This window comes from Embleya sp. NPDC001921, assembly GCF_053594475.1.
Genome location: NZ_JBSFEO010000035.1, coordinates 20,900 through 43,074, shown reverse-complemented (window position 1 = coordinate 43,074; position 22,175 = coordinate 20,900). Strand labels below are relative to the sequence as shown.

The following is a 22,175-nucleotide window of genomic DNA, read 5'->3' as shown; positions in this document are numbered from 1 at the left end:
GTCAACAATGCAGGTGGGTACGTGTGTCGTAGGGGGTGCCGCAGACTCGATAAGGTGGCGCGTGTTTCCAGACCTCACCCACTCCCACGGGGGATCCGTGCTGATCGACAAGTTCATGCATGGCGTCGTGGCGCCCACCGCGAAGGCGATCTACCGCCCGCGTACCGAGGGCCGCGAGAACGTACCGATGACCGGCCCGGTCATCATCGCCAGCAACCACCTGTCGTTCGTTGACAGCGTCGCGATCCCCGTGGTCATGCCGCGCAAGGTGTCGTTCCTCGCGAAGGCCGAGTACTTCGACGGCCCCGGGCTCAAGGGCCGGGTCAGCAATGCCTTCTTCTCCGGAATCGGCGCCGTCCCGGTGCCCCGAGGCGCGCACAGCGCGGCGAAGGCCGCCCTGGAGACGGCGCTCTCGGTGCTCGAACGCGGCGACGCGTTCGGGATCTACCCCGAGGGCACCCGCTCTCGGGACGGCCGGCTCTACCGGGGCCGGACCGGGGTCGCGTGGCTCACGCTGGCCGCCCGGTGCCCGGTGGTGCCGGTCGGCATCATCGACACCGACCGGGTCCAGCCGATCGGCTCGAACATCCCGAGGTTGTCGCCGCGCGCGCTCATCCGTTTCGGCGAGCCGCTCGACTTCTCGCGCCACTTCGGACGTACGGACGTGGCCCGGGCGCGGCGCGAGATCACCGACGAGATCATGGAAGCGATCCAGAAGTTGTCGGGTCAGGACTACGCGGGCGTGTACAACGAGACGCCGGCGGAGGTCTGAGCCCGAGCCCTTCGGCCGACGCCGCGACCCGGCGAACCCGGCCGTGACCCGGCTGACCCGACTGCGCTCCGGCGAACCCGGCCGCCCCACCCCAACGGATCCGGCCGTGCCGTGCCCCGCCGCGCCGAACCGGGCCGCGTTCGAGCGAACGCGGCCCTTCCTCCTCAGCGAACCGAGCCTTGCCACTGCCATTCGCCGGCCGGAACCCGCGGCCGGCCCGGCAGGTCGCCCCGACCCGTGCACCACAACAGCACGTCCCCCGGGGCGTCGCCCGTCCCCGTCGGCGCGTCCGGGAACAGCCGGGCGAGCGCCGGGGTGGCGAGTTCGTCCGGCGGCGACCAGGCCTGGCCGAGCGCGCGGGTGATGTCGTACGTGTGCAGGAGCAGTTCGACCACGCCCATCGCGGCGAACCCGATGCGATCCGAGTGGCCCCAGGGGTGCCAGGCGCGGACCTCGGGCGGGGTGTCGCGCACGGTCGACGCGAGTACGGTGCCGGCGATCCCCAGGCCGTCCAGGCACGCGACGATCGGGGCCGCCGGGTCGAGCGACGCGAACAGCGTGATGTAGCGGTCGGTCGGCCGGGCGATCAGCAGGCCCGTGTAGCCGACCAGGCCCAGCGCGAGGTGGTCGAGCAGTTGCCGGCAGGACCGCTCGCCGTCGGCGGGTCGGCCCCAGGCGGGGTCGAAGGCCGCGGGGTGAACGGCCGCAGGATGATCGGCCTCGGCGGGGACGCCCTCGGCGGCGCCCGCGCCGGTCTCCGCCGCGGCTCGGGTGAGGGCCGCGACGCAGACCTCGGTCGCTCGGATGACCAACTGGGGCCAGCCCTGGGCGGCCGGCGCCGTCTTCGTCGTCGTGGCGCCTCGCGCCATCGTCCCCGTCCCCATCCCCGCTCCCGTCCCCACTCCCAGCCCTGCTCTCATCCCCGCTTCCGTTCCAGTCCCCGTTCGCGGGTTCACTTACGGAGTTCCTCGACCAGTCGGGCGTAGCCGTCCGAGCCGTGGCCGGCCGCGATCGCGCGTCGGGTGTAGGTGCGGTACAGCTCCGGGAGGGCGGTGTCGACGCCGCGTGCCCGGGCGGCGTGTACGAGGTGGTCCATCGTCGCCAGGTGCACGTCGAGCGTGGCGTCGTCGCCGGGGTAGGCGCCCGCGTCGACCTGTCCGGCGTACAGGTCGATGAATCCGGTCACGGCGTGGGCCAGCCAACGGTTCGCGATCGGCGTGAACTCGGCCGCGCGCACCCCGTCGGCGCCGACCACGGCCGAACCGTGCAGCCAACCCGTCAGCGTCGCCCACATCACGCCGAGCAGCGCGGTGTCGTACAGGCTCGCGACGCCGGCGTCCGGGCCCAGGTCGACCGGATCGCCGAGCGCGCGCAGGGTCGCGGCGTGCCGGGCGAACGCGGACGGGTCGCCGCTGTAGAGCAGCATGGACTCGGGCGAGCCGATCCCGGGCGGCGTGGACATGATCGCGCCGTCGAGGTAGGCGACTCCCAGTCCGGCCGCCCACGCGGCGGTCGCCCGGGCCTGTTCGGGCGATCCCGAGCTGAGGTTGACCAGGGTGCGCCCGGCGAGCGCCGCTTCGTCGGCCTTCAGGATGGCGTGAGTGCTGTCGTAGTCCAGCACGCAGACCACGATCACCGGACTCGCGGCGATCGCCTCGGCCACGGTGTCCGCGCGCACGGCGCCGCGGGCGACCAGGTCGTCGGCCTTCGCGGCGGAGCGGTTCCACACCGTGGTGGGATGGCCGGCCGCCCGGAACGCCTCGGCCAGGGCGGCGCCCATCGATCCCAGACCGATGACCGTCACGGCTTCGTGCTTCATGTTCGTCCTTCGTTCGTGCTCGGTGCGCGGCACGGGACACCCGTGCTCACGCGTCGTCGTTCGGTGCTTCGCCGGCCGTCCTCCCGGCCGAACGTGGACAACCCTCGCAGCGGCGAAACCGCGCCGACAGTGGCAGGAATGCCTATCGGCGCAAAATTCGCGCCACCGATGATCTAGGCTGTCCCGCGTGAACGACCGAGCGAGGAACACGCGGGCGACGGGACCGGGATCGGTGGCCGTCGCGGTGATCGACGACGGCGACATCCCGCCGTGGGACATGTACGAACTCGCGATCGCCTGCGCGGTGTTCGGCACTCCCCAACCGGAACTCACGGACCGCTGGTACGACTTCCGCGTCTGCGTGGAGCGACCGACGGGCGGCGCGACCGGCTCGGACGGCGGGTCCGAAACCGCCGCCGACGCGAGCGCCGGCTCGAACTCCGACTCGAACTCCGGTTCCGGCTTCGGCTTCGGGTTCGGCATCCGAACCCCCTACGGATGGGACGCGTTGGCCGGCGCGGACACCGTGATCGTGGCGGCGGTGCCGCAGGAGTGCGTCGACCACGACCTCGAACTGCCCGCCGATTTCCTGGCCGCCCTGCGCGCCGCGGCCGACGCCGGCGCGCGGATGGTCTCGCTGTGCACGGGCGCGTTCGCCCTGGCCGCCGCCGGCCTCCTGGACGGGCGCCGGGCCACCGCGCACTGGGCGCACACCGAGGATCTGGCCCGCCGGTACCCGAACGTCACGGTCGACGACAGCGTCCTGTACGTCGACGACGGCACCGTGCTCACCAGCGCCGGCATGACCGCCGGCCTCGACCTGTGTCTGCACATCGTGCGCACCGACCTGGGCGCCCACATCGCCAACCTGCTCGCTCGGCGCATGGTCGTCCAGGCCCACCGCCCGGGCGGCCAGGCGCAGTTCGTGGACCTGTCCGTACCCGCCACCGACGACGAGGGCCTGGCCCCCGTGCTGGCCTGGGCCGGCACCAACCTGGACCGCCCGCTCACCGTCGAGGACCTGGCCCGTCGCGCCCGGATGAGTCCGCGCACCTTCTTCCGCCGCCTCCAGGCCGCCACCGGCACCACCCCGCTGCAATGGCTGCTCACCCAGCGCCTGGCCCGCGCCCAATCCCTGCTGGAGACCACCGACCTTCCGGTCGAGCAGATCGGCGAACGTTGCGGCCTGGGCACCGCCGCCAACCTCCGCCACCACTTCGCCACCCGGCTCGGCGTCTCCCCCGCCGACTACCGCCGCGCCTTCAACACACCCGCGCTCGGGCCGATCCGGATCGGCACCGACTCCGCCGCCTGACGCCCGCCCCGCGTAGCCCCCGCACCGCGTCGCCCCGCACCGCCCCGCCGGCGGGTGGACCGGCGACGTGCGGAGTGACAGGGTGAAGAGGTCAGCCATCCATCCATGTTTGTGGCGGAAGGTGGCGAAACGCCATGGCTGAACACCCACACGCCGCCCTGGTTCGCCGGGGCTACGAGGCGTTCACACAGGGTGATCTGGGCACTCTGCGCGCGATGATGACGACGGACTGTACGCACCACGTCCCCGGCGACCACATGTTGTCGGGCGACTTCAAGGGTGTGGACGCGGTGCTGGGCTACTACACGCGACTCGCGACGGAGACCGGCGGCAGCTTCCGGGTCGAGCTGCGTCACCTGTTCGTCGACGGCCGCGGCCATGTGGTCTCGGTGCACCGGGCCACCGGCGAGCGAGCGGGCAGGCACCTCGACCAGATGGGCGGCATCGTCTTCCGCCTCGTCGGCGAGAAGATCACCGACCTCGACGAATGCGTCGAGGACATGACGGCGGCGGCCGACTTCTGGGCCTGACCCCCGGCTCCGGGCCGGACACCCGGCTTCCGGACCCACCCGCCCCCCGGCTCACCCGACCCGTCGCTCACCCGATCCGCGACCCACCCGCCCCGTGCTCACCCGATCCGGAACGTCCCCCCGGGCGGCGCCGGCGACGGAATCGCCGTCCGGTCCGTCACGGCCGCCCCGTCCCGGGAGAACACCCGGGCCTCGATCCCGGAGAGCACGCGCGCCGGTGTGTCGTCGCAGGCGGTACGCCGGGCCAACTGGCTCACCGGCAGCGCGACCGTGGACGCCACCACGACGAGGTTGCCGAACCGCCGCCCGCGCAATACGCCCGGCTCGGCCATCAGCGCCACCTGCGGGAACACCGAGCGCAGGGTGGCCACTTGGGCGCGCGCGAAGTCGAGGTCGCCGCCGTCGGCGATATTGGCCGCGTACACACCGCCGGGCCGTGACACCCGGGCCACCTCCTCGGCGAACTCCCGCGACGTCAGATGCGCGGGCACCTGCGCCCCGCCGAACACGTCGGCGATCACCAGGTCGGCCGAATCGTCGGGGCGAACCGCCAACTCCTCGCGAGCGTCGCCGGTGCGTACCTCTATCGCCGCGCCCGCCGGCAACGGCAGATGCTCCAGGACCAGCGCGATCAACTCCCCGTCGAGTTCGGCGACGGTCTGCGTCGAACCGGGCCGGGTGGCCGCGATGTAGCGGGGCAGGGTCAGCGCACCGCCGCCCAGATGCAGCACGTCGAGCGGCTCGCCGGGTTCGGCCGCGAGATCCACCACGTGGCCCAGGCGCCGCGTGTACTCGAATTCCAGGTGCTCGGGCCGGTCGAGATCCACGTACGACTGCGGCGAATCGTTGAGCGTCAGCAACCACGCGCGGGGCAGGTCGATGTCGGGCATCAGCAACGCCGCACCGAGATCCGTCGCCCGCCCCACCGGAATGGACTCGGTCGGTTCCTGCTGGTCGTCGTACATGCATCGATTGTCTCGCAGCGCGGGCACCCTCCCCGCCGCCCGCTCCGGGGCCGGCTTGGCATGATCGACCCGGGAAGCGGCAAGAGACGCGGGAGGCGGCGCCCGCCACGGCGACGCCCCGGCACCCGATCGGCCATCACCAAGCGAAACCCCCGGGAGAACAGGCATGCGGTTCACCAAGCTCGGCCACGCGTGTGTACGACTGACCACCGACGCGGCCACCGTCGTGATCGACCCCGGCGCCTTCAGCGAGCCCGACGCGATGGTGGGCGCGGACGCCGTACTGATCACCCACGAGCACCTCGACCACGTGGTGCCCGACACGCTCCGGGCCGCCGCGGCGGCCAACCCGGACCTGGAGATCTGGACCAACCCGGCCGTCGCCGCCCAGTTCCCCGACCTGGGCGGTCGGGTGCGCGCGGTGACGCACGGCGACACGTTCGAGATCGGCGGCGCGCAGGGTCCGTCCGTGCACGTGTACGGCGAGAAGCACGCCGTGATCCACCCGGACATCGCCGTCATCGACAACGTCGGCTTCCTGATCGACGGCCGCGTCTTCCACCCCGGCGACGCCTTCACCGTTCCCGAGGAAGCCACCCCCACCCTGCTCGTGCCGGCCGGCGCTCCCTGGCTCAAACTCGGCGACGCCGCCGACTACATCCGCGAAGTGGCCCCGGACCAGGCGTTCCTGATCCACGACGGGCTGTACAACGACACCGGCCTGGCCCTGGCCGAACGCCTCCTGACCCAACTGGCCGGCACCGACAGCCGCCCCATCCACCACCCGCGCCCCGGCTACACCACCACGCTCGCCACGAGCGCGTGAGGCGTGGCGGGGCGGCGGGGCGACGCGGCGGGAGAGCGCGGCGGCGCTCCGTCGGCCCCGCTCCCACCGGCCCCGCTCCCGTCGCCGTCAGCGGGTCGTGAGGGCGGTGACCGCCGCCGCGTACATGGTCGACTTGATCGCGCCGAGGGTGGTGCGGTCCTTGCCCGCCAGGGGGCGTACGCGGGTCGAGGCCGCGGCCACCAGGACCGCCTCCTCGGCCGTGTCGTCCACCAGGCCGATCTCCCGGGCCTCGAAGCCGCCGAAGCGTCTGCCGGTGGTCATCGAGGCGACGGCCGCGGCCGGGGTCGTCTTGCCCTGGACGAGCGCGGCCATGCCCGGCGAGAAGGGGATCCGGATGTCGACCTCGGGGAAGCAGAAGTAGCCGCGGTCGGCCCGCATGATCCGGAAGTCGTGGGCGATCGCGAACATCGCCCCGGCACCGAACGCGTGGCCGTTCACCGCGGCGATCGTGGGCACGGGCAGCGTGAGCACGCGGGCCAACAGGGCCTCCACGTCGGCGACGTACGGACCGAACTCGTCGGCGTGTTCGGCCAACCAGTCCAGGTCGAGGCCGTTGGAGTAGAACTTGCCTCGTCCCGTGGTCACCAGCACCGCCGGTTCGGGGTGCTCTACGACGGTGTCCAGCAGGGCGTCGACGGTCTTCACCCAGTCCGGCGCGAACCGGTTCTCCCCGTCGCCGAGGTCCAGGACGAAGACGTGTTCCTCGTGGCGCAGTTCGGGCATGGTCGGTCATTCCTTTCCGGAACCCGTCGTCCGCCCACCATGCGGCGGCAGCGGCGGCGGGAGGGTGAGGACCGCGCGGACCGCGGCCTCCAAACGTGCGCGGCTGTCGGCGCCGATCCGGGGGCGGCCGTCGGTGCACGGCCCGGTCAGTTCCCGGCGGAACACGGCCGTCGGCAGGTCGACCACGCACAGCGTCACCACTTCGACGCTCGGCCCGTCGGCCCGCCCCCACAACGCCCGTGCCAGTCGGGTGAGCAGCGCCAACACCCGCTTGTCCAGCGCGAACATCGCCTCGGCCGACTCCTGCGGCAGGTCCGGGCCGAGCAGCCGATCGCGGTGGACGCCCATGAGCATCCGAGCCGCCTCGGGTCGCCGGTCGGCGAACACCGCCGGCGCGCTCGCCGCGGCCAGCACGGCCGGGACGCCGCCGTCCAAGCCGTCCGGGTGGGCCGGGCCGTCCGGCCGTGCCGCGTCGACGAGTTCGACCTGGAGGTCCAGGAAGTCGCCCGCGGCGCGCAACCATACGCGCCCGAGCAGGACCGGCAGCGACCCGAACGCGTGATAGATCGCCCCGTTGGACACCCCCGAGGCCGTCGCCAACCCCCGCACGGTGAAGCGCTCCGGCCCGACGTCGGCCACCAACCGCTCGGCCGCGTCCAGCAGCAGATCGAGATCGTGAACCCGAGGACGAGGCATGCCGGAACAATAACAGAGCACCTGCTCCATAACAGCTCTCCGCCGCCCCACCGCCCTGCGAGGCAGCACACCGTGATCTCATGGCGACAAGCTCGGAGAGCGGAAACCAAGACACGGATACCAAGACGGAGAGTCGGCCCGTGGCCCACGCCCCCTTACCCGCGACGCCACCTGTCGCCCCGGCCGAAGCCCTCCCGCCGGCGCGCCCGTACAGCGCCCGCGACCTGGACGAAACGCGGCGACTGCGCGAGCACAGCGCCCACATCGTGACGCTCGACACCCGCCACGGCGCCGGGGCCATCCTCGGAGCGGCGGTGCGCTCGGCCCGATCGGCGCTTCGCGCCACCCTGGTCGGCCCGGCCTCCCGCGACCGGCTGGCCGCCGTCGCCGAGGCGCAACAGGTGGCCGGATGGCTGGCCTTCGACGCCGACCGGCAGGACCTGTCCCGACGCCTGAGCACCGACGCCGTCCACACCGCGCGCCGCGCGGGCGACCGCTCCGCCGAACACTTCGCGCTGTCCCAACTCGCCATGCAGGCCATCCATCTGCGCCGCCCCGACCGGGCGCTGGACATCTGCGCGACCGTCCTGGCGGACGACCTGCCGCCCGGCGTACGGACCCTGTTCGTCATGCGCCGGGCACGGGCGCTCAACCAGTACGGAGAGCGCGCCAAGGCGCTCGACCTCATCCGCGAGACCCACAGCCGACACCTGCAAGGCGCCGGCACCCGCGATCCGGCGTGGGCCTGGTGGCTCGACACGGCCGAGATCACCTGGCACCACGCGATGATCCACGCCGACAACGGCCACTGGACCCGCGCGATCCCCCTGTTCGAACAGTCCGCCGTCGGACGCATCCCCGGCAGCCGCACCGCCCTCAACGACCACGTCTACCTACTGCACGCCCTCGCCCGAACCCGCACCTGGCCCGAGGCCACCACCCTCCTGCACTCCCACATCCTCCCGGCCCACTCCACCATCACCTCCCCCCGCATCACCCACCTCCTCGCCCGAACCGCCCACGCCCTCACCACCCCAACCGCCCCACCCCACGGCCTCTCCCACACCCTGACCACCACCCTCGAAACCCACACGTTCCCCCGCTCCCCCACGTAGTCCGACGCGGCCGCGGGCCGGCCCCGGTCGCGGTGGAGGCGCGGCCGCTTCAGGCAAAACGAATGTCGGGGGTGACGAGGGCCATCCCGACCACCACCCCCGACACCCACACAGCCCGCTCCCCCACCCGGTCCGAGGACGCCGCCCGGCGTCAATCGCCGTGGAGGCGCGGCCGGTTCAGGCGAAGCGGATGTCGTGGTTGTTGGGGGTGGTGAAGGTCATCAGGTGGGTGGCTTCCGTGGTGAGGGCGGTCTTGGTGGTGGGGGTGAGGGGGCGGAAGGGTTGGATTTCGAGGGTGAGGGGTGGGCCCGCGGGGGTGGCCGTGGCGGCCGGGGAGCCGGGCGAGACCGGTTTGCCGGCTCGGGTGAGGCGCCACATGCCCGCGACGAAGCCGTCCACGAGGAAGGTCGCGCGGATGATGCCGTTGACGGTGAACAGGCGCTTGCGGTCCTCCTCGGACATGATCCGGGCGCGGTTGGCGTGGGAGAGCAGGATGTTGTCGAACTCGGGGAGGAACCGGACCGCGGCCGGGGCGTCCTCGGGTGGGAGCGGGGCGTCGGGAAGGTCGTAGAGTTCGCGGCCGGACTCGTCCCGGTACACGACCAGGGTCGAGCGCAGGCGGTCGACCACCTCGCGCAGCCCGCCGAGGCCGGACCAGGCCTGCATGTCGGCGACCGTGGCCGGCCCGAAGGCGGCCAGGTAGCGCAGCAGCATCGCGTCGGGCGTGCTGGTCGTCGACAGCGGTCGGCCGAGCCAGTGTTCGGCGGTCGTGCAGGCGGATTGGCCGCTGCGGCCCCACACCGCGCGAGGCGGGACCTGGACCAGCGGCGCCTGGCTGCGCAGCGCGTGCGCGAGGGCCTTCGGGTTCTCGCCGGGGAACCGTTCGCCGAGCGCGAGCCCCAGGTCCTTCGCCGTCAGTGCTTGCTTCTCCATCAACTCGCGTCCGGCGGCCACGAGTTCGGGAACGTCGACGGTCGAGTCGCCGAGGCCGTGGAGGACGTTCCGGTACAGGTCCGCGTCGTAGATCGACTGCACGACGGGCCGGAGCGCGAGGCAGTCGTCGGCGGTCACCAGGTGCACCGTGCCGCGCATCAGGCCGAGCCGCACCACCCGGCGCTCGGTCAGCAGGTCGGCCAGTTCCGTCGGCCGGAAGTCGGCGAGCCGGGTCCACAGGCCGATGTACGGCGGGTGCGGCGCCTGCGCCTGCATGCCGACCAGATGCGTGATCGCCGCCTCCGCCGAGAGCGCGTGCCGCCGGGTCAACAACTGGCGTTCGAGCAACACGCGGTTGAGTCGGCGGGTGCTGAGGGTGGTGGGGGTGGTGATCTCCATGCGCCAAGACTAGGAGCGAATGCGGTCGGAAACTTGCCTCATTCGACGCCAACCTGAAGACATGGACTCGTTGGAGAATACGACCCGCCTGCTTCGTCTGTTGTCCCTCCTCCAATCCCGACCCGACCCGCACGAGCGCGCCGACGGCCCCGACCGCACCGACCGACCCGACCCTGCCGGCCACCCCGAACCACCCGCCTGGACCGGCCCCCGCCTCGCGGCCCGCCTCGGCGTCAGCCCGCGCACGCTGCGGCGCGACGTACGGCGACTGCGCGACGCGGGCTATCACGTCCGCACCACCGGCTCGTCCGGCGGCTACCGACTCGAACCGGGCGGCCCGTTGCCGCCGCTGCTGGACCACGACGAGGCGGCCGCGATCGTCGCCGGCCTGCGTACCGCCGTCGGCGGCACCGTCGCCGGGATCGAGGCGACCTCGGCCCGGGCGCTGGCCAAGCTGGAACAGGCGCTGCCCGCCGGGCTTCGACAGGACGTGGGCGCGCTCGACGCGGTCACCGTGGTGTTGCCGGTGTGCGGTGAGACGGTGGCGCCCGCCGACCTGAGCACGATCGCGACGGCGTGCCGGTCCGCCGAGACGCTGCGCTTCGACTACCGCACCCACGACGGCCGCGAGGGTACGCGCAGCGCGCAGCCGCACCGGCTCGCCTGTACCGGACGTCGCTGGTACCTGTTGGCCTGGGACCTCGACCGGGACGACTGGCGTACCTATCGTGTGGACCGGATCCGGCTGCGCACGCCGAACGGCCCGCGGTTCGAGCCGCGTCGGCTTCCGGACGAGGACGTCGCCGCGTACATGTCGGCGGGCATCTCCACCCGCGCCTACCCGCACCACGCGAGCGTGCTCCTGCGGGCCGCCCCGGAGGTCGCCGCCGCACGGATCGGCGCGACCGACGGTGTGCTGGCGGCGATCGACGCGAACACGTGCCGGTTGACCACGGGATCGTCCTCGATCGACACGTTGGCGTTCCGCCTCGCCCTCCTCGACCTCGACTTCACGGTCGAGAGCCCACCCGAACTCGTGTCCAGGGTCGCCGAGTTGGGCCGACGCTGGACCCGGGCGGCGGCCGGCTGAGCACCGAAACCCGGCACGGCCGGAGACCCGAGGGGTCCCGGCCCCCCGACGGTCGGAGGCCCGAAGGACTCCGGGCCCCGACCGGGAATCCGCCCGAGCCCGCGACTCCCTCAGGAGTCGACGCCCGGCTCGCCGTGCTCCGCCGCCAGTCGCCTGGGCGCGGTGAGTCGCCACGCGTCCACGACCATCGCGCGCAGTTCGTCCTCGTCGTCCACCGCCGACAGGTGCACGCGGATCCAGTTGCCCGTGTCGTCGTGCCCCTCGCGCAGGAAGAACTTGTCCGGCTCGGCCTGGATCAGTTCGGCGCGTTCCTCGATCGGGCACTTCATGCCCATCGACGCGTCGTCCTCGCCCAGCCAGACGAAGATCTTGCCGGCGACCCGAAACGTGGGCATGCCCCACGCGAGCTTCTCGGTCGTCGAGGGCAACGCGAGCGCCAGTCGACGCACGTCGTCCGCGGTGGTTGCCATCGCCCTACCTCCATCAACCCGCGCTTCCGGCCTACCCGACCGCCGAGGCCACCGAGGCTGTCGACGACCACCCGGTCCGGGCCGGTCGCCCGGGTCGCCCGTGCTACCCGGGTCACCCGTGCCCGCGACAGCGGCCGGCCGCGCAGGCGACCGATTCGCACCCTAGCCAAACGCCCCGACACCGGCCCGCCGAGCGCAAGTTTCTTGACCATTCGTTCTCGAATGGCCTAGAGTCGCACTCGTGGCCAGGACCAAGGAATTCGATCCCGACGCCGCCCTGCAGGCCGCTCTCGAACTCTTCTGGGAGCGCGGCTACGAGGCGACCTCGATGGCGGACCTCGTGGCTCGCCTCGGCATCGCCCGAGCGAGCATCTACGCGACGTTCGGCAACAAACACGACCTCTACCTCGCGGCGCTCGACCGCTACCGCGAGAGCCGCAACCCGGAGCTGTTCGAGGAGTTGTCCCAGCCGGGCCCGGTGCTGCCGGCCGTCCGGGCACTCGTCGAGCGGTTCGCCCGGCAGGCGTCCGAGGAGCCGAGTCGGCTGTTCGGCTGCTTCCTCACCAACACCGCCGCCGAACTGGCCGCGCACGACCCGGGCGCGGCGCGGATCGTCGAGTACGGCTGGAGTCAGATGGAGACCAATCTGACCGTCGCGCTCACCCGGGCCAGGGCACAGGGCGAGCTGGGCCCGGACCGGGATCCGCAGGCCCTCGCCCGCTTCCTGCTGGTACTGCTGCAAGGAATACGCGTGGTCGGCAAGGCCGGCCCCGACTCGCCGCGCCTGCGGGACGCGACGCGGCAGGCGTTCACCCTGCTCACCTGAACACCCCCGGACGGCGCGGCACTCGTCGCGCCATCGGACACGCACGCCCTGATTCAAGAACGATCGATCTGTAAAGCCAGTGGCAACGGGGGTACCGGCATGACAGGCCTGACCGGAATGGCCGTGAGCAGAGGCACGGACGCGGACACGGGAACGGGAACGGGAACGGACACGAGACCGGGAACGGACACGAGAACGAGCCCGACCACGGGTGGCCTCGGCTCCGAGAGCAGCCCGAACACACCCGCCCCCGCGTCGGCCCCGCGCGCCACCCTCGCCTTCGTCCTGCTCGGCTTCGTGCAGGCCACGCTGATCTTCACCATCACCATCATCGGCGTGCCACTGCCCGACATCGGCCGGGAGTTCGGCCTGGGGTCGGCCGATCTGGTGCTGGTCAGCGCCGCCTACGGGCTGCCGTTCAGCGGACTGCTGCTGTTCGGTGGTCGGCTCGCGGATCGCTACGGCGGGCGCCGGATGTTCACGACGGGCCTGGTCCTGTTCGGCCTCGCGTCCGCGATCGCCGCGTTCGCGCCGGGCTTCGCGGTGTTGGTCGCGGTGCGCTTCGGGCAGGGCCTCGGGGCGGCGTTGACCGCGCCGGCCGCGATGGCGGTGCTGCGCGCGGTGTACCCCGAACCGGGCGCGTATCGGCGGGCGATGGCGACCTGGGGCGGCCTGTCCGTACTGGGCGCCGCCGTCGGCAACCTGGCCTCGGGCGTGCTCACGACATGGGTGTCCTGGCGCTGGATGTTCGTCGTACCCGTCGCCGTGGCCGTCCTGGCCCTGCTCCTGACACCGGGCCTCCTGCCGGCCGGGCGCCCGACGTACGGCGAGCCCGCCGACGGGACGTCGGCCCCGTCCCGCCGTCGCCCCGGGCTGGACCCGATCGGCGCCGTCCTGGCTACGGTCGGCATCACCGTCACCGGGTACGGCCTGACCGTGACCGGCGACCACTCGTGGGCGTCGGCGACCGTACTCGTCCCGCTCGGCGTCGGTGTGAGCCTGCTCGTCGCGTTCCTCTCGGTCGAGCGCCGGGTGGTCGATCCGCTCCTGCCGCCGGGCTTCATCCGTGATCCACGCCGGATCCTGGGGCTGGTCGGGGTATTGCTCGCGGCAGCCGGCACCGGCTTGATCAGCTTCCTGATCTCGCTCTACCTCCAGCAGGGACGGGACTGGTCGCCGCTCGCGACGGCAGGCGCGTTCGTACCGTTCGCCCTCGCGCTGATCGCGGCCGGTCGCGCCGCCGGCCCGCTGATCACCCGGTACGGCCCGGGCCGCGTCACCGTGCTGGGCCTGCTGATCGGCGGCGCCGGCCTGCTCCTGCTCGCCCGCCTGGACGACGGCAGCCGGTACGCCCTCGACCTCCTCCCGGGCCTGGTCCTGCTGCCCGTCGGCGCCGCCCTGATCTTCGCCGGCACCGCCGTCCTGGCCACCAGGGACGTGCCCGCCCACCAGGCGGGCCTGGCCGGCGGCGTGCTGAACACCGCGATGGAACTGGGCCCCACCGTCGGCCTGGCCGCGCTGATGTCGGTGGCCGCGACCCGCGGCGACGTGATCGTCGGCTACGCGTGGGCCTTCGGCACGGCCGGAGCGGTCTTCCTCGTGGCGGCCCTGGTCGCCCTCGCGGCCTTCCGCCCGACCCGCGGCCGGGACAGCCGGGACCGGGACCACGAGCACGCGCACGCGCAAGACCACGACCACGAGCACGACCACGACCACGACCACGACCACGACCACGACAGCCTCCCGGAATCCGCCCACCGACGCAGCTGACCGGCGGGGCGGCCCCCGCGCGCCCATCGATTCCCCGACCCACACACCACCCGCAAGACTCTGGAGAATCTCAATGTCCGCACGTTTCACCGCCAAGACCGTTCTCGTCACCGGCGCCGGCTCGGGTGGCGGCCGGGAGGTCGCACTCGCCTTCGCCCGTGAGGGCGCCGCCGTCGTGGTCGCGGGCCGCGGTGCCGCGCCGCTGGCGGAGACCGTTCGCCTGATCGAGGCCGAAGGCGGCCGAGCCGCGGCCGTCACCGCCGACGTCACCGACTCGGCGAGCCTGGCCGCGCTCGTCGCCCGCACCGTCGAGTTGTTCGGCGGCCTCGACGTCGCCGTCAACAACGCGGGCGTACTCCTGGGCATCGGCCCGCTCGGCGACGTCGACGAGGCGGACTTCCGGGCCATCCTGGACATCAACGTGACCGGCACGTGGTTGTCGATGAAGCACGAGATCGGCTACATGCGGGCCAACGGCGGCGGGGCGATCGTGAACATCGCGTCCAACCTCGGTGCGCACGCCCGGCTGGCCAATGTCGGCGCGTACGTCACGTCCAAGGCCGCCGTGAGCACGCTCACCCGTAACGCCGCGCTGGACCACATCGGCGACGGTATCCGGATCAACGCGGTCAGCCCGGGCCCGCTGGCCACCGGCATGTCGCTGCGCCAGGGTGAGACCGAAGGCGACCGGGCGGACCGGATGAAGGCCGAAAACCCGTCCGGCCGGATCGGCACGCTGACCGAATTCGCGGCGGCCGTCCTGTACTTGGCCTCCGATGAGGCCGGCTTCGCGGTCGGCACCGACCTCGTCCTCGACGGCGGCGCATCGGCCTGACCCCGAGAGCGCCACAGGCCCGCGAAGCCGTACGACCGAGACGCCGTGCGGGCACGCAACGTGCCCGCACGCCGTCGTCGCGTCAGCCCGACGCCGGCACCACCAGGTCCAGACTCGGCCGGATGGCCGCGAACGCCCGCTCCACATGCTCCGCCAGGCCCGGCCCCGCCCCCCGCTCGGTCCATTCGCGCTGCGCCCAGTGCCACGCAGCGATCATCGTGTCGAGCGACAGGTGCACCAGGATCCGGTCCGGCGCGGCCGCACCGAGCCGGCCGGTGACCGTGTCGACGGCGGCGTCGATGGTGTCCGCGCAGAAGCGCAGGCTGTGCGCGTTCAGGCCGGGCGTCGCCTCGGCGATCCGGCGGCTGGCCGTGAACCGGTCCGCCCAGTCGTCGGGCATGGTCGCCAGGGTGTCCGTCAACGCGGCCTGATGGATCGCCAGGAGGGGGCCCCGCAACGGGCGTTCGGCAAGGTCGGCGAGATAGGCGGACCACAGTTCGCGCTCCGGGGCGAGCGCCACGTCCTCCTTGGACGCGTACGTGCGAAAGAACGTGCGCTTGGAGACCTCCACCGCGCGCACGATCTCGTCGAGCGTGGTCGCGTCGAAGCCCTTCTCGGTGAACAGCTCCAGAGCGGCTTGGGCCAGCGCCTGCCGCGTGCGCAGCTTCTTGCGTTCCCGGAGCGGCAGTTCGGTGGTCATACCGGCCAGCCTACCCCGATTCGCCTATCGGCCGCTAAAGCCACTTGTGCGCAAACGCCACTGAGTGGCACAGTGGGCTTCCCGCCGCCTCTGCACAGGAGCCATCACCATGCGCGCCCTCGTCATCGACCACGCCGCCCCCGGTCACCTCACCCTCGCCGACGTGCCGGACCCCGAACCCGCACCACACGAGGCCCTCGTGCGCGTACGGGCGATCTCGCTCAACGCGGGCGAGGTCCACTTCGTCGTGCCGCTGGGCGAGGACGGCACCGTGCCCGGCTGGGACGCGGCCGGTGTGGTCGAGCGCGCCGCCGCGGACGGTTCCGGGCCCGCGGCGGGAACGCCCGTGACCACGCTCGGGGACGGCGGGGCGTGGGCCGAACTGCGCGCGGTGCCGACGAGTCGGCTCGGCGTGCTGCCCGAGGGCATGCCCGCCGCGCTGGCCGCGCCACTGCCCGTGGCGGCGCTCTCCGCGTTGCGCGCGCTGCGCCGGATCGGCCCGATCCTGGGCCGGCGGATCCTGATCACCGGCGCGGGTGGCGGGGTGGGCCGGTTCGCGGTGCAACTCGCCGCGCTCGGCGGCGCCGAGGTGGTCGCGGCCACCGGGAATCCGGCCCAGGCCGACGATCTGCGCGCGCTCGGCGCCGCCGAGGTGCTCACGGAAGGGCTCCCGTACGCGACCGCGCCGGTATACGGCGTCCTGGACAACGTCGGCGGGCCGCACCTGACCGCCGCGTACGATCTGCTGGCGAGCGGCGGGACGCTGGTCGCACTGGGCCACGCGTCGGGGGTGGGCGAGGAGTTCGCGTTCGGCGCGCTGTTCGGGAACGAGGGTCGGCACAACCGCTCGCTCGTCACCTACTACCTGCTCGACGACATCACGGGCGTCGACGCCGACCTGGGTTGGCTCGCCGCCCGGACCGCGCGCGGCGACCTCGACCCGCAGATCTCCTGGCACGGCCCCTGGACCAGGATCGCCGAAGCCGCCGAACTGCTCGCCGACCGCAGGCTCGGCGGCAAGGCGGTCCTCGACGTGACGTCGTGAGGGCCGAGCCGCCCGGCCCTGTGACGTCGTGAAGGCCGGCGGCCCGACCCCGTGACGTCGTGCGGCCCGGGGCCCGGCCCCTACGTGCGCTCGAGGATCGGGGCCAGGGCTTCGGCCGTCTCCTCCGGCCGCATCGCGTAACTCATGTGGTCGCCCGGGAACTCGGTGACCGGCAGGTCCAGGCGCTCGGCGAGGAGCGCCGTGGTGCGGTAGAGCAGCGTCTGCACTCCCTCGGCTCCGACCGCCGTCACCAGCGGGGCGCCGCGCAGAGCGGTGAGATCAGGTTCGAAGCGGCTGAACGCGCGCAGTTCGCAGGAGAAGTTGAACTCCACGTTGGCCTGCACGCGTTCGAGCAGCTCCCGGATCGACGCGGGCATCTCCGCCGCGGGCTCGGGCGGGGCGGCCACCCCGAACAACGCGCAGAGTTCGTCCATCGCGGCCCTCGCGCCGGCGGTCACGAACAGGTCGCACACGGCGTCGAACCTCGCGTGCCACTGCTTCGGTTCGGGCAACATGCCGAGCACGAGCGGCTCGTGGGCGACCAGCAGTTCGACGCATTCGGGATGACGGGCGAGCAGATCGAGCCCGACGGCCGCGCCGGTGCTGCTCCCGAAGATCGCCGCCGGTTCGGCGGTGAGCTCCCGAAGCAACCGGAACGCGTCGTCCGTGTGCTGCTCGACCCGCTGTTCGACCCGCTGCTCCTCGGGCGGACCGGTGAGCCGGCTCCGGGAGTTGCCGCGCCGGTCGTAGGTGACGACCGTACGGCGGCCGGCGAAGCGATCGGCCAACCCCGCGTACAGGGCGGTGTCTCCGTTGCTGCCGTTGATCATCAGCAGGACCGGCCCGGAGCCGCGCACCTCGTAGTAGAGGTCGGCTCCGGGAACGGCCAGGGTGCCGGAATCCATCAGATCTGCCTTCCGTACGAGAACCCCTTACAGACCAACGCTACGGATGCGACCGACGCCCCGTCCGGCGAACCGGTTTTCCGGCCCGGCCCAGCCCGCGCCCGTTCCCGCCCGCTCCCGGCCCCGCCCGCGCGCGGCGACGCCCGCCCGGATCCGATCCGAGCCTCAACGGCTCTTGTGCGCACCGCCGTTGACGTTCAACACCTGGCCCGTGACGTGCCGGGCGGCGGGCGAGGCAAGGAACGCGACGGCGCCCACGATGTCCTCGGGCGAGCCGGCCCGCCGGACCGACGTCGCGGCGACCAACCGGCCGCGCCGCTCGTCGGTGAGGTTGTCCCGGAAGAACTCGGTGTCCGCGATGTAGCCCGGGGACACCACGTTGGCGGTGATGTCGCGCGGGCCCAGGGCGTCCGCCAGGCCGACGTTCCAGGCGGCCAGTCCGGCCTTGGCCGCGCCGTAGGAGCCGGATCCGGTGTCGGCGGCGATCGAGCCGATGCCGATCACCGCGCCGCCGGCGGCCAACCGGTCCTCGACCGCCCGGGTGGTCAGCGCGGCGCCGACCAGATTGGCGTCCAGGTTGGCCCGGAAGGCCCGGGCGAAGCCGGCCAGGTCGTCGCCGGCGCCGTGGTCGAAGTCGGTGTTGCCGCCCGCGTTGTTGACCAGTACGTCGAGGTGCTCGGGCAGTTCGGCCACCAGTCGGGTCAGCGCCTCGGGATCGGTGTGGTCGCAGACCAGCGCCCGGGCGCCGGTCTCCTCGGCGGCGACGGCCAACGGCTCCGCCCGCCGACCGGTGATCGTCACCGCGTCCCCGAGCGCGGCGAAGTGCCGGGCAACCGCGAGCCCGATCCCGGTGCCGCCACCGGTGACGAGGATGTTGCGTGCCATAGGATGACCTCCACGTCGTTCGTTTAGATCTAAATTCAGGTCTGAACGTAACACTCGAAGGAGGCCCGATGGCAACCGAGAATCCCGAGGACCGGACGGACGCCCGCACCGAGGCGGGCGTGTCGGTGGGTCCGGCGGGCGTTCGGGACGGCGAGGAACGGGTCGGGCACACCGTCGAGGAGATCGCCGCCGCGTGGGAGCGGGAGCGGCCCGGGACGCCGGTGTCCTCGATCGGGATCGTCACGCCGATCTGGCGTCTGGCCAAGCTGCTCGGGGACGATCGGCGCCGGGTGCTGGCCCGGGCCGGCGTGGACACCGCGACGCTGGACCTGCTCAGCGTGCTGCGCCGCAGTGGGCCTCCGTACACGTTGGGCACCCGCGAACTCGGTCGACGCTCGCTGGTCACGGCGGGCGCCGTGTCCCAGCGGGTCGCCCGCGCCGAGCGCGAGGGGCTGGTCGTACGGCGGCCCGGGCCCGGTCGGGCCCGGTCGGTCGAGGTCGAACTGACCGAGGCGGGGCACGCGTTGGTCGAGGCGACGGTGGATCGGGTACTGACCCGCGAGGCCGAGCTGATCGACGGGCTCACTCCCGATCAGCAGACGCAGCTCGCGAGCCTGCTGGCGATCCTGTTCCGCGACGTACAGCACAGGCTGGGCGACGACCGGCTCAGCCAAGTGGGCGACGAGCACGCCTGACCGCGCCGCGCCCTCGGACGCCCACCGCCCGCGCCCCGGCCACCCGCGCGCGGCGCCGTGGATCCGCCTACCCCCGTGCCCCTGTCGCCGCAGCCCCGCGCGCTCCCGCGGTCGCCGACGCCGCGTCCGCCGGTCGCGGGTCGGCCGACCCACCCGTCACATACCCGATCGTCTCCGCGTCCGCCGGCGTGCACACCAGCACCGTGGTCTCCGGAGCCTCCGCCGGCATCAGCAGCGACATCGTGAACCGCAACGGCACACCCCGCGGATCCCGGCCTTCGCCCGTCCCGTCGCCGTCGACCGGGCCGGACCGCTCGGCCTCCGACGGGGCCCCGGCCACACCTCCCGCCGCCCGCGATCGCCCTGCGGCCCGGGCCGCCGGCCCCCACACCCGCACCGTCCGGGTCGCGAACACGCCCACCGCGCGGCAGTGCCACCACGCCGCCAGGTCCGGGCGCGCGGCGCGCAGGTCCGCCGCGATCGCGCGGTCGCGTGCGTCGTCGGGGCGGGTGCGAAGGTGCCGGACCAGGTCGAGCGCGATCGTCTCCCGCTCGGGGAACCCCGGCTCGTACGCCGGATCGGTCAGCAGCATCAGCAGCAGGTTGCGGCGCTCGGTCGGCACCGCGCCCGGATCGGGCCAGGTCGCCCGCCAGGCGTCGTTCCAGGCCAGTACGTCCAGCGCCCGGTCCAGCACCAGCGCGGGCGTGGCCGGCCAGCTCTCGACCATCGCCCGGAGGCCGTCGGCCGGAGTCGCGCCCGGGCCGGCCGGTACGTGGAAGCCGGCGAGTTCCAGGACGTGCCGACGCGCGTCGGGGTCCAGGCGCAGCGCCCGCGACACCGCTTCGAGGACCTGGCGCGAGGTGTCCACCCGGCCCTGTTCGAGCCACGTGTACCAGGCCACCCCGACCCCCGACAGCGCGGCGACCTCCTCGCGGCGCAGGCCCGGTGTCCGGCGGCGCGGTGATCGGGGCAGTCCGACGGCTTCGGGGGCGAGCAGTTCGCGGTGCGCGCGCAGGAATCCGCCCAATTCGCGCCGGCGATCCGGCTCGTCCTCGGTGGCCATCGGCCCAGCCTATGACCGTTGCTCACCGTATGAACCGGAACCTGCCCCCGCCGCGGCGATGCCGCGAGGGTGGTGGACGTACCGACGAACGCCGCCGGCGCCGACCGGCCCGGCACACAGCCAAGGGACCTCGATACCGATGACCACCGAACCGACGACCGCATCGACCGCATCGACCGCCCCACCGACGGCCGAGCAAACGACCGGATCGACGACCGACACCGAAACCGGGGCCAACATCATGTGGCGCCGCAGCAACGACTCGTCCACGCTCGCCACGCCCCGCGCGTTCCTGCGGGTCTTCGTGGAACCCGGCGACCTGGAGCGGGCGACCACGTTCTACGAGGAGCTCCAGGGGGTCGAGCGCGACATGTGGTTCACCTTCCGGGAGTTCGGCATCGCGCTCTCGGCGGTCGGCGGCTTCCTGCTGATCGAGGGGGAGGCCGAGACGGTCGAACGGTTCCGGTCCACCACCGGCACCCTGCTCGTCCCGGAACTGGCCCCCTACCTCGAACGCCTGACGGCGGCCGGCGCCGAGATCACCGAGCCGCCGCGCCGCGTACCCACCGGTGCCGGCCTCACCGCGCGGCACCCCGACGGCACGATCGTCGAGTACGTGGAACACCGGCCGACGCCGGACGGCCGCTGAACCACACCGGGCCGACCGGGGTACCCGGCACGTGGTCCCGGACGTCACACCACGCCGCCGGCCTCCTGATCGGCCGGATACACCGAGATCTCCACCAGGTTCCAGTCCGGGTCCCGCACGTACACGCTGTCGATCGGCCCCAGCGCGCCCGTGCGCCGCACCGGCCCCTCCTCGATCGGCACTCCCGCGCGGAGCAGCTCGGCGGTGATCGCGGTGAGTGGGGGTTCGGCCACGAAGCACAGGTCCGCGCTGCCGGGGGTGGCGGCGCGGGCCTTCGGCTCGAACTCGGCACCCGCCCGGTGCAGGTTGATCTTGCCCGCGCCGAACCGCAGCGCGTGTCTGTCGTCGCCGAACGTCACCGGCTCCATGCCGAGCACGCCGGCGTAGAAGTCGATCGTGGCGCCGATGTCGGCGACGGTCAGCACGAGATGGTCGAGCCGTTCGATACGCATGGTCCTCCCTTGACACCGTTCGCCGGTTGGATCGGCGACCCGACACCGGATCGGCGCGGGCTCCCCATCACTACCATCGGTTCGCCGGTCGCTACCGGGTGCCGGCCTTCGTGTTCGCGAGCACGCGTTCGCACTCGGCCCACGCGGGGGCGCTGAGCAGCGGGCGGAAGCCGGTGAGCAGGTCGAGGAGGGCCGCACCCCAGCGCGCGTGGGCCTGCGGGTCGATCTTGACGATATCCAGTTCGTTGGCCGCGGTGAGCTCGGCGAAGTCGCGACGCTCGGCCTCGGTGGGCCGGTAGGTCCGGCCGGTGAATCGGTCCCGGAAGGTGCCGTCGACGAGCGTGCCGTGGCTGGCGGCCCGGTCGCAGCTCGCGTAGAAGTACACGATGCGCTCGGCGTCCACGCCGATCCGACCGGCGAGTTCGGCACGGCGGTCGAGCGGTAGCAGCGCGGTCGCGAAGCCGTCGGTGCCGTAGAACGCGTGGCACAGGCCGGCGCTGCGCAGTTCGGGGCGGGCGCCCCAGGTCTCGAGTAGTGCCTCGACCCGGCTCAGATGGGCGAGCAGGGTTCCGCCGGGATGTTCGATGCGGTCCCCACCGAGCATGCGGATGTAGTCGACGATCATGTGCCACCCCTTGCCATGTAATGGGTCGGCGCCGATGGTTCGGTGGCCGCC

General features: G+C 72.9%; 25 protein-coding genes. 12 read left to right on the top strand and 13 right to left on the bottom strand.

Going from position 1 to position 22,175, the window contains the following annotated elements; translation table 11 throughout:
• Positions 1–7: 7 nt before the first annotated feature.
• Positions 8–772, top strand: coding sequence for a lysophospholipid acyltransferase family protein (locus ACWCPW_RS33800; protein ID WP_449765375.1), 765 nt, complete (start codon positions 8–10; stop codon positions 770–772).
• A gap of 164 nt (positions 773–936) precedes the next feature.
• Here the strand turns inward: ACWCPW_RS33800 and ACWCPW_RS33795 are convergent, their stop codons facing one another.
• Both ACWCPW_RS33795 and ACWCPW_RS33790 read right to left on the bottom strand, forming a co-directional pair.
• On the bottom strand, positions 937–1,641 hold the full coding sequence (locus tag ACWCPW_RS33795) for a maleylpyruvate isomerase N-terminal domain-containing protein (protein ID WP_449765374.1): 705 nt from the start codon (positions 1,639–1,641) through the stop codon (positions 937–939).
• An 83-nt stretch (positions 1,642–1,724) separates the two neighbouring features.
• Complete coding sequence (locus ACWCPW_RS33790; protein ID WP_449765373.1) at positions 1,725–2,855, bottom strand: NAD(P)-dependent oxidoreductase; 1,131 nt, start codon at positions 2,853–2,855, stop codon at positions 1,725–1,727.
• A 13-nt stretch (positions 2,856–2,868) separates the two neighbouring features.
• Here ACWCPW_RS33790 and ACWCPW_RS33785 point away from each other — a divergent pair, with 13 nt between their 5' ends.
• Both ACWCPW_RS33785 and ACWCPW_RS33780 read left to right on the top strand, forming a co-directional pair.
• Positions 2,869–3,906, top strand: a complete 1,038-nt coding sequence (locus tag ACWCPW_RS33785; protein WP_449765462.1) for a GlxA family transcriptional regulator — start codon at positions 2,869–2,871, stop codon at positions 3,904–3,906.
• Positions 3,907–4,040: 134 nt separating this feature from the next.
• Positions 4,041–4,436 (top strand): nuclear transport factor 2 family protein, encoded by a 396-nt coding sequence (locus ACWCPW_RS33780; RefSeq protein ID WP_449765372.1) that lies wholly within the window; start codon positions 4,041–4,043, stop codon positions 4,434–4,436.
• A 98-nt stretch (positions 4,437–4,534) separates the two neighbouring features.
• Here the strand turns inward: ACWCPW_RS33780 and ACWCPW_RS33775 are convergent, their stop codons facing one another.
• The gene (locus ACWCPW_RS33775) at positions 4,535–5,401 is read right to left on the bottom strand and encodes a spermidine synthase (RefSeq protein ID WP_449765371.1); all 867 of its coding nucleotides are present in this window, start codon (positions 5,399–5,401) and stop codon (positions 4,535–4,537) included.
• Positions 5,402–5,567: 166 nt separating this feature from the next.
• Here ACWCPW_RS33775 and ACWCPW_RS33770 point away from each other — a divergent pair, with 166 nt between their 5' ends.
• Complete coding sequence (locus ACWCPW_RS33770; protein ID WP_449765370.1) at positions 5,568–6,227, top strand: MBL fold metallo-hydrolase; 660 nt, start codon at positions 5,568–5,570, stop codon at positions 6,225–6,227.
• Between the two features lie 87 nt (positions 6,228–6,314).
• Here the strand turns inward: ACWCPW_RS33770 and ACWCPW_RS33765 are convergent, their stop codons facing one another.
• Positions 6,315–6,971, bottom strand: coding sequence for an enoyl-CoA hydratase-related protein (locus ACWCPW_RS33765; RefSeq protein WP_449765369.1), 657 nt, complete (start codon positions 6,969–6,971; stop codon positions 6,315–6,317).
• A gap of 6 nt (positions 6,972–6,977) precedes the next feature.
• Positions 6,978–7,667, bottom strand: a complete 690-nt coding sequence (locus tag ACWCPW_RS33760; RefSeq protein WP_449765368.1) for a helix-turn-helix domain-containing protein — start codon at positions 7,665–7,667, stop codon at positions 6,978–6,980.
• Positions 7,668–7,807: 140 nt separating this feature from the next.
• Between ACWCPW_RS33760 and ACWCPW_RS33755 the strand changes: the two genes are divergently transcribed.
• Positions 7,808–8,782, top strand: a complete 975-nt coding sequence (locus ACWCPW_RS33755; RefSeq protein WP_449765367.1) for a hypothetical protein — start codon at positions 7,808–7,810, stop codon at positions 8,780–8,782.
• 177 nt (positions 8,783–8,959) lie between these two features.
• Here ACWCPW_RS33755 and ACWCPW_RS33750 read toward each other — a convergent pair whose 3' ends face one another.
• Positions 8,960–10,114 (bottom strand): winged helix DNA-binding domain-containing protein, encoded by a 1,155-nt coding sequence (locus ACWCPW_RS33750; protein WP_449765366.1) that lies wholly within the window; start codon positions 10,112–10,114, stop codon positions 8,960–8,962.
• Between the two features lie 61 nt (positions 10,115–10,175).
• Here ACWCPW_RS33750 and ACWCPW_RS33745 point away from each other — a divergent pair, with 61 nt between their 5' ends.
• On the top strand, positions 10,176–11,204 hold the full coding sequence (locus ACWCPW_RS33745; RefSeq protein ID WP_449765365.1) for a helix-turn-helix transcriptional regulator: 1,029 nt from the start codon (positions 10,176–10,178) through the stop codon (positions 11,202–11,204).
• A gap of 110 nt (positions 11,205–11,314) precedes the next feature.
• Here ACWCPW_RS33745 and ACWCPW_RS33740 read toward each other — a convergent pair whose 3' ends face one another.
• The gene (locus ACWCPW_RS33740) at positions 11,315–11,674 is read right to left on the bottom strand and encodes an MmcQ/YjbR family DNA-binding protein (RefSeq protein WP_449765364.1); all 360 of its coding nucleotides are present in this window, start codon (positions 11,672–11,674) and stop codon (positions 11,315–11,317) included.
• Between the two features lie 241 nt (positions 11,675–11,915).
• Between ACWCPW_RS33740 and ACWCPW_RS33735 the strand changes: the two genes are divergently transcribed.
• The 3 genes from ACWCPW_RS33735 (at position 11,916) to ACWCPW_RS33725 (ending at position 15,105) form a co-directional block, all read left to right on the top strand.
• Positions 11,916–12,500 (top strand): TetR/AcrR family transcriptional regulator, encoded by a 585-nt coding sequence (locus tag ACWCPW_RS33735; RefSeq protein WP_449765363.1) that lies wholly within the window; start codon positions 11,916–11,918, stop codon positions 12,498–12,500.
• Between the two features lie 123 nt (positions 12,501–12,623).
• Complete coding sequence (locus tag ACWCPW_RS33730) at positions 12,624–14,270, top strand: MFS transporter (RefSeq protein ID WP_449765362.1); 1,647 nt, start codon at positions 12,624–12,626, stop codon at positions 14,268–14,270.
• A 73-nt stretch (positions 14,271–14,343) separates the two neighbouring features.
• Positions 14,344–15,105, top strand: a complete 762-nt coding sequence (locus ACWCPW_RS33725) for an SDR family NAD(P)-dependent oxidoreductase (RefSeq protein ID WP_449765361.1) — start codon at positions 14,344–14,346, stop codon at positions 15,103–15,105.
• Between the two features lie 82 nt (positions 15,106–15,187).
• Here ACWCPW_RS33725 and ACWCPW_RS33720 read toward each other — a convergent pair whose 3' ends face one another.
• Positions 15,188–15,805, bottom strand: a complete 618-nt coding sequence (locus ACWCPW_RS33720) for a TetR family transcriptional regulator (RefSeq protein ID WP_449765360.1) — start codon at positions 15,803–15,805, stop codon at positions 15,188–15,190.
• Positions 15,806–15,914: 109 nt separating this feature from the next.
• On the opposite strand from ACWCPW_RS33720, the gene ACWCPW_RS33715 reads away from it, so the two are divergent.
• Entirely contained in the window at positions 15,915–16,850 is a 936-nt protein-coding gene (locus tag ACWCPW_RS33715) for a zinc-binding dehydrogenase (RefSeq protein ID WP_449765359.1), read from the top strand.
• Positions 16,851–16,930: 80 nt separating this feature from the next.
• Here the strand turns inward: ACWCPW_RS33715 and ACWCPW_RS33710 are convergent, their stop codons facing one another.
• Both ACWCPW_RS33710 and ACWCPW_RS33705 read right to left on the bottom strand, forming a co-directional pair.
• On the bottom strand, positions 16,931–17,755 hold the full coding sequence (locus tag ACWCPW_RS33710) for an alpha/beta fold hydrolase (RefSeq protein WP_449765358.1): 825 nt from the start codon (positions 17,753–17,755) through the stop codon (positions 16,931–16,933).
• Positions 17,756–17,920: 165 nt separating this feature from the next.
• Positions 17,921–18,640 carry an SDR family NAD(P)-dependent oxidoreductase gene (locus ACWCPW_RS33705; RefSeq protein WP_449765357.1) on the bottom strand — a complete coding sequence of 240 codons (720 nt, stop codon included), beginning with the start codon at positions 18,638–18,640 and terminating at the stop codon, positions 17,921–17,923.
• A gap of 68 nt (positions 18,641–18,708) precedes the next feature.
• Here ACWCPW_RS33705 and ACWCPW_RS33700 point away from each other — a divergent pair, with 68 nt between their 5' ends.
• Complete coding sequence (locus ACWCPW_RS33700; protein WP_449765356.1) at positions 18,709–19,335, top strand: MarR family winged helix-turn-helix transcriptional regulator; 627 nt, start codon at positions 18,709–18,711, stop codon at positions 19,333–19,335.
• 67 nt (positions 19,336–19,402) lie between these two features.
• Here the strand turns inward: ACWCPW_RS33700 and ACWCPW_RS33695 are convergent, their stop codons facing one another.
• Positions 19,403–20,398: a helix-turn-helix domain-containing protein gene (locus ACWCPW_RS33695; protein WP_449765355.1), complete on the bottom strand. Its 996-nt coding sequence runs from the start codon at positions 20,396–20,398 to the stop codon at positions 19,403–19,405.
• 139 nt (positions 20,399–20,537) lie between these two features.
• Between ACWCPW_RS33695 and ACWCPW_RS33690 the strand changes: the two genes are divergently transcribed.
• The gene (locus tag ACWCPW_RS33690; RefSeq protein ID WP_449765354.1) at positions 20,538–21,047 is read left to right on the top strand and encodes a VOC family protein; all 510 of its coding nucleotides are present in this window, start codon (positions 20,538–20,540) and stop codon (positions 21,045–21,047) included.
• A gap of 44 nt (positions 21,048–21,091) precedes the next feature.
• Here the strand turns inward: ACWCPW_RS33690 and ACWCPW_RS33685 are convergent, their stop codons facing one another.
• Positions 21,092–21,499, bottom strand: coding sequence for a VOC family protein (locus tag ACWCPW_RS33685; RefSeq protein ID WP_449765353.1), 408 nt, complete (start codon positions 21,497–21,499; stop codon positions 21,092–21,094).
• A 91-nt stretch (positions 21,500–21,590) separates the two neighbouring features.
• A complete protein-coding gene (locus ACWCPW_RS33680) occupies positions 21,591–22,124 on the bottom strand; it encodes a DUF6817 domain-containing protein (protein ID WP_449765352.1) in 534 nt (177 codons plus the stop codon).
• Between the last annotated feature and the right edge of the window lie 51 nt (positions 22,125–22,175).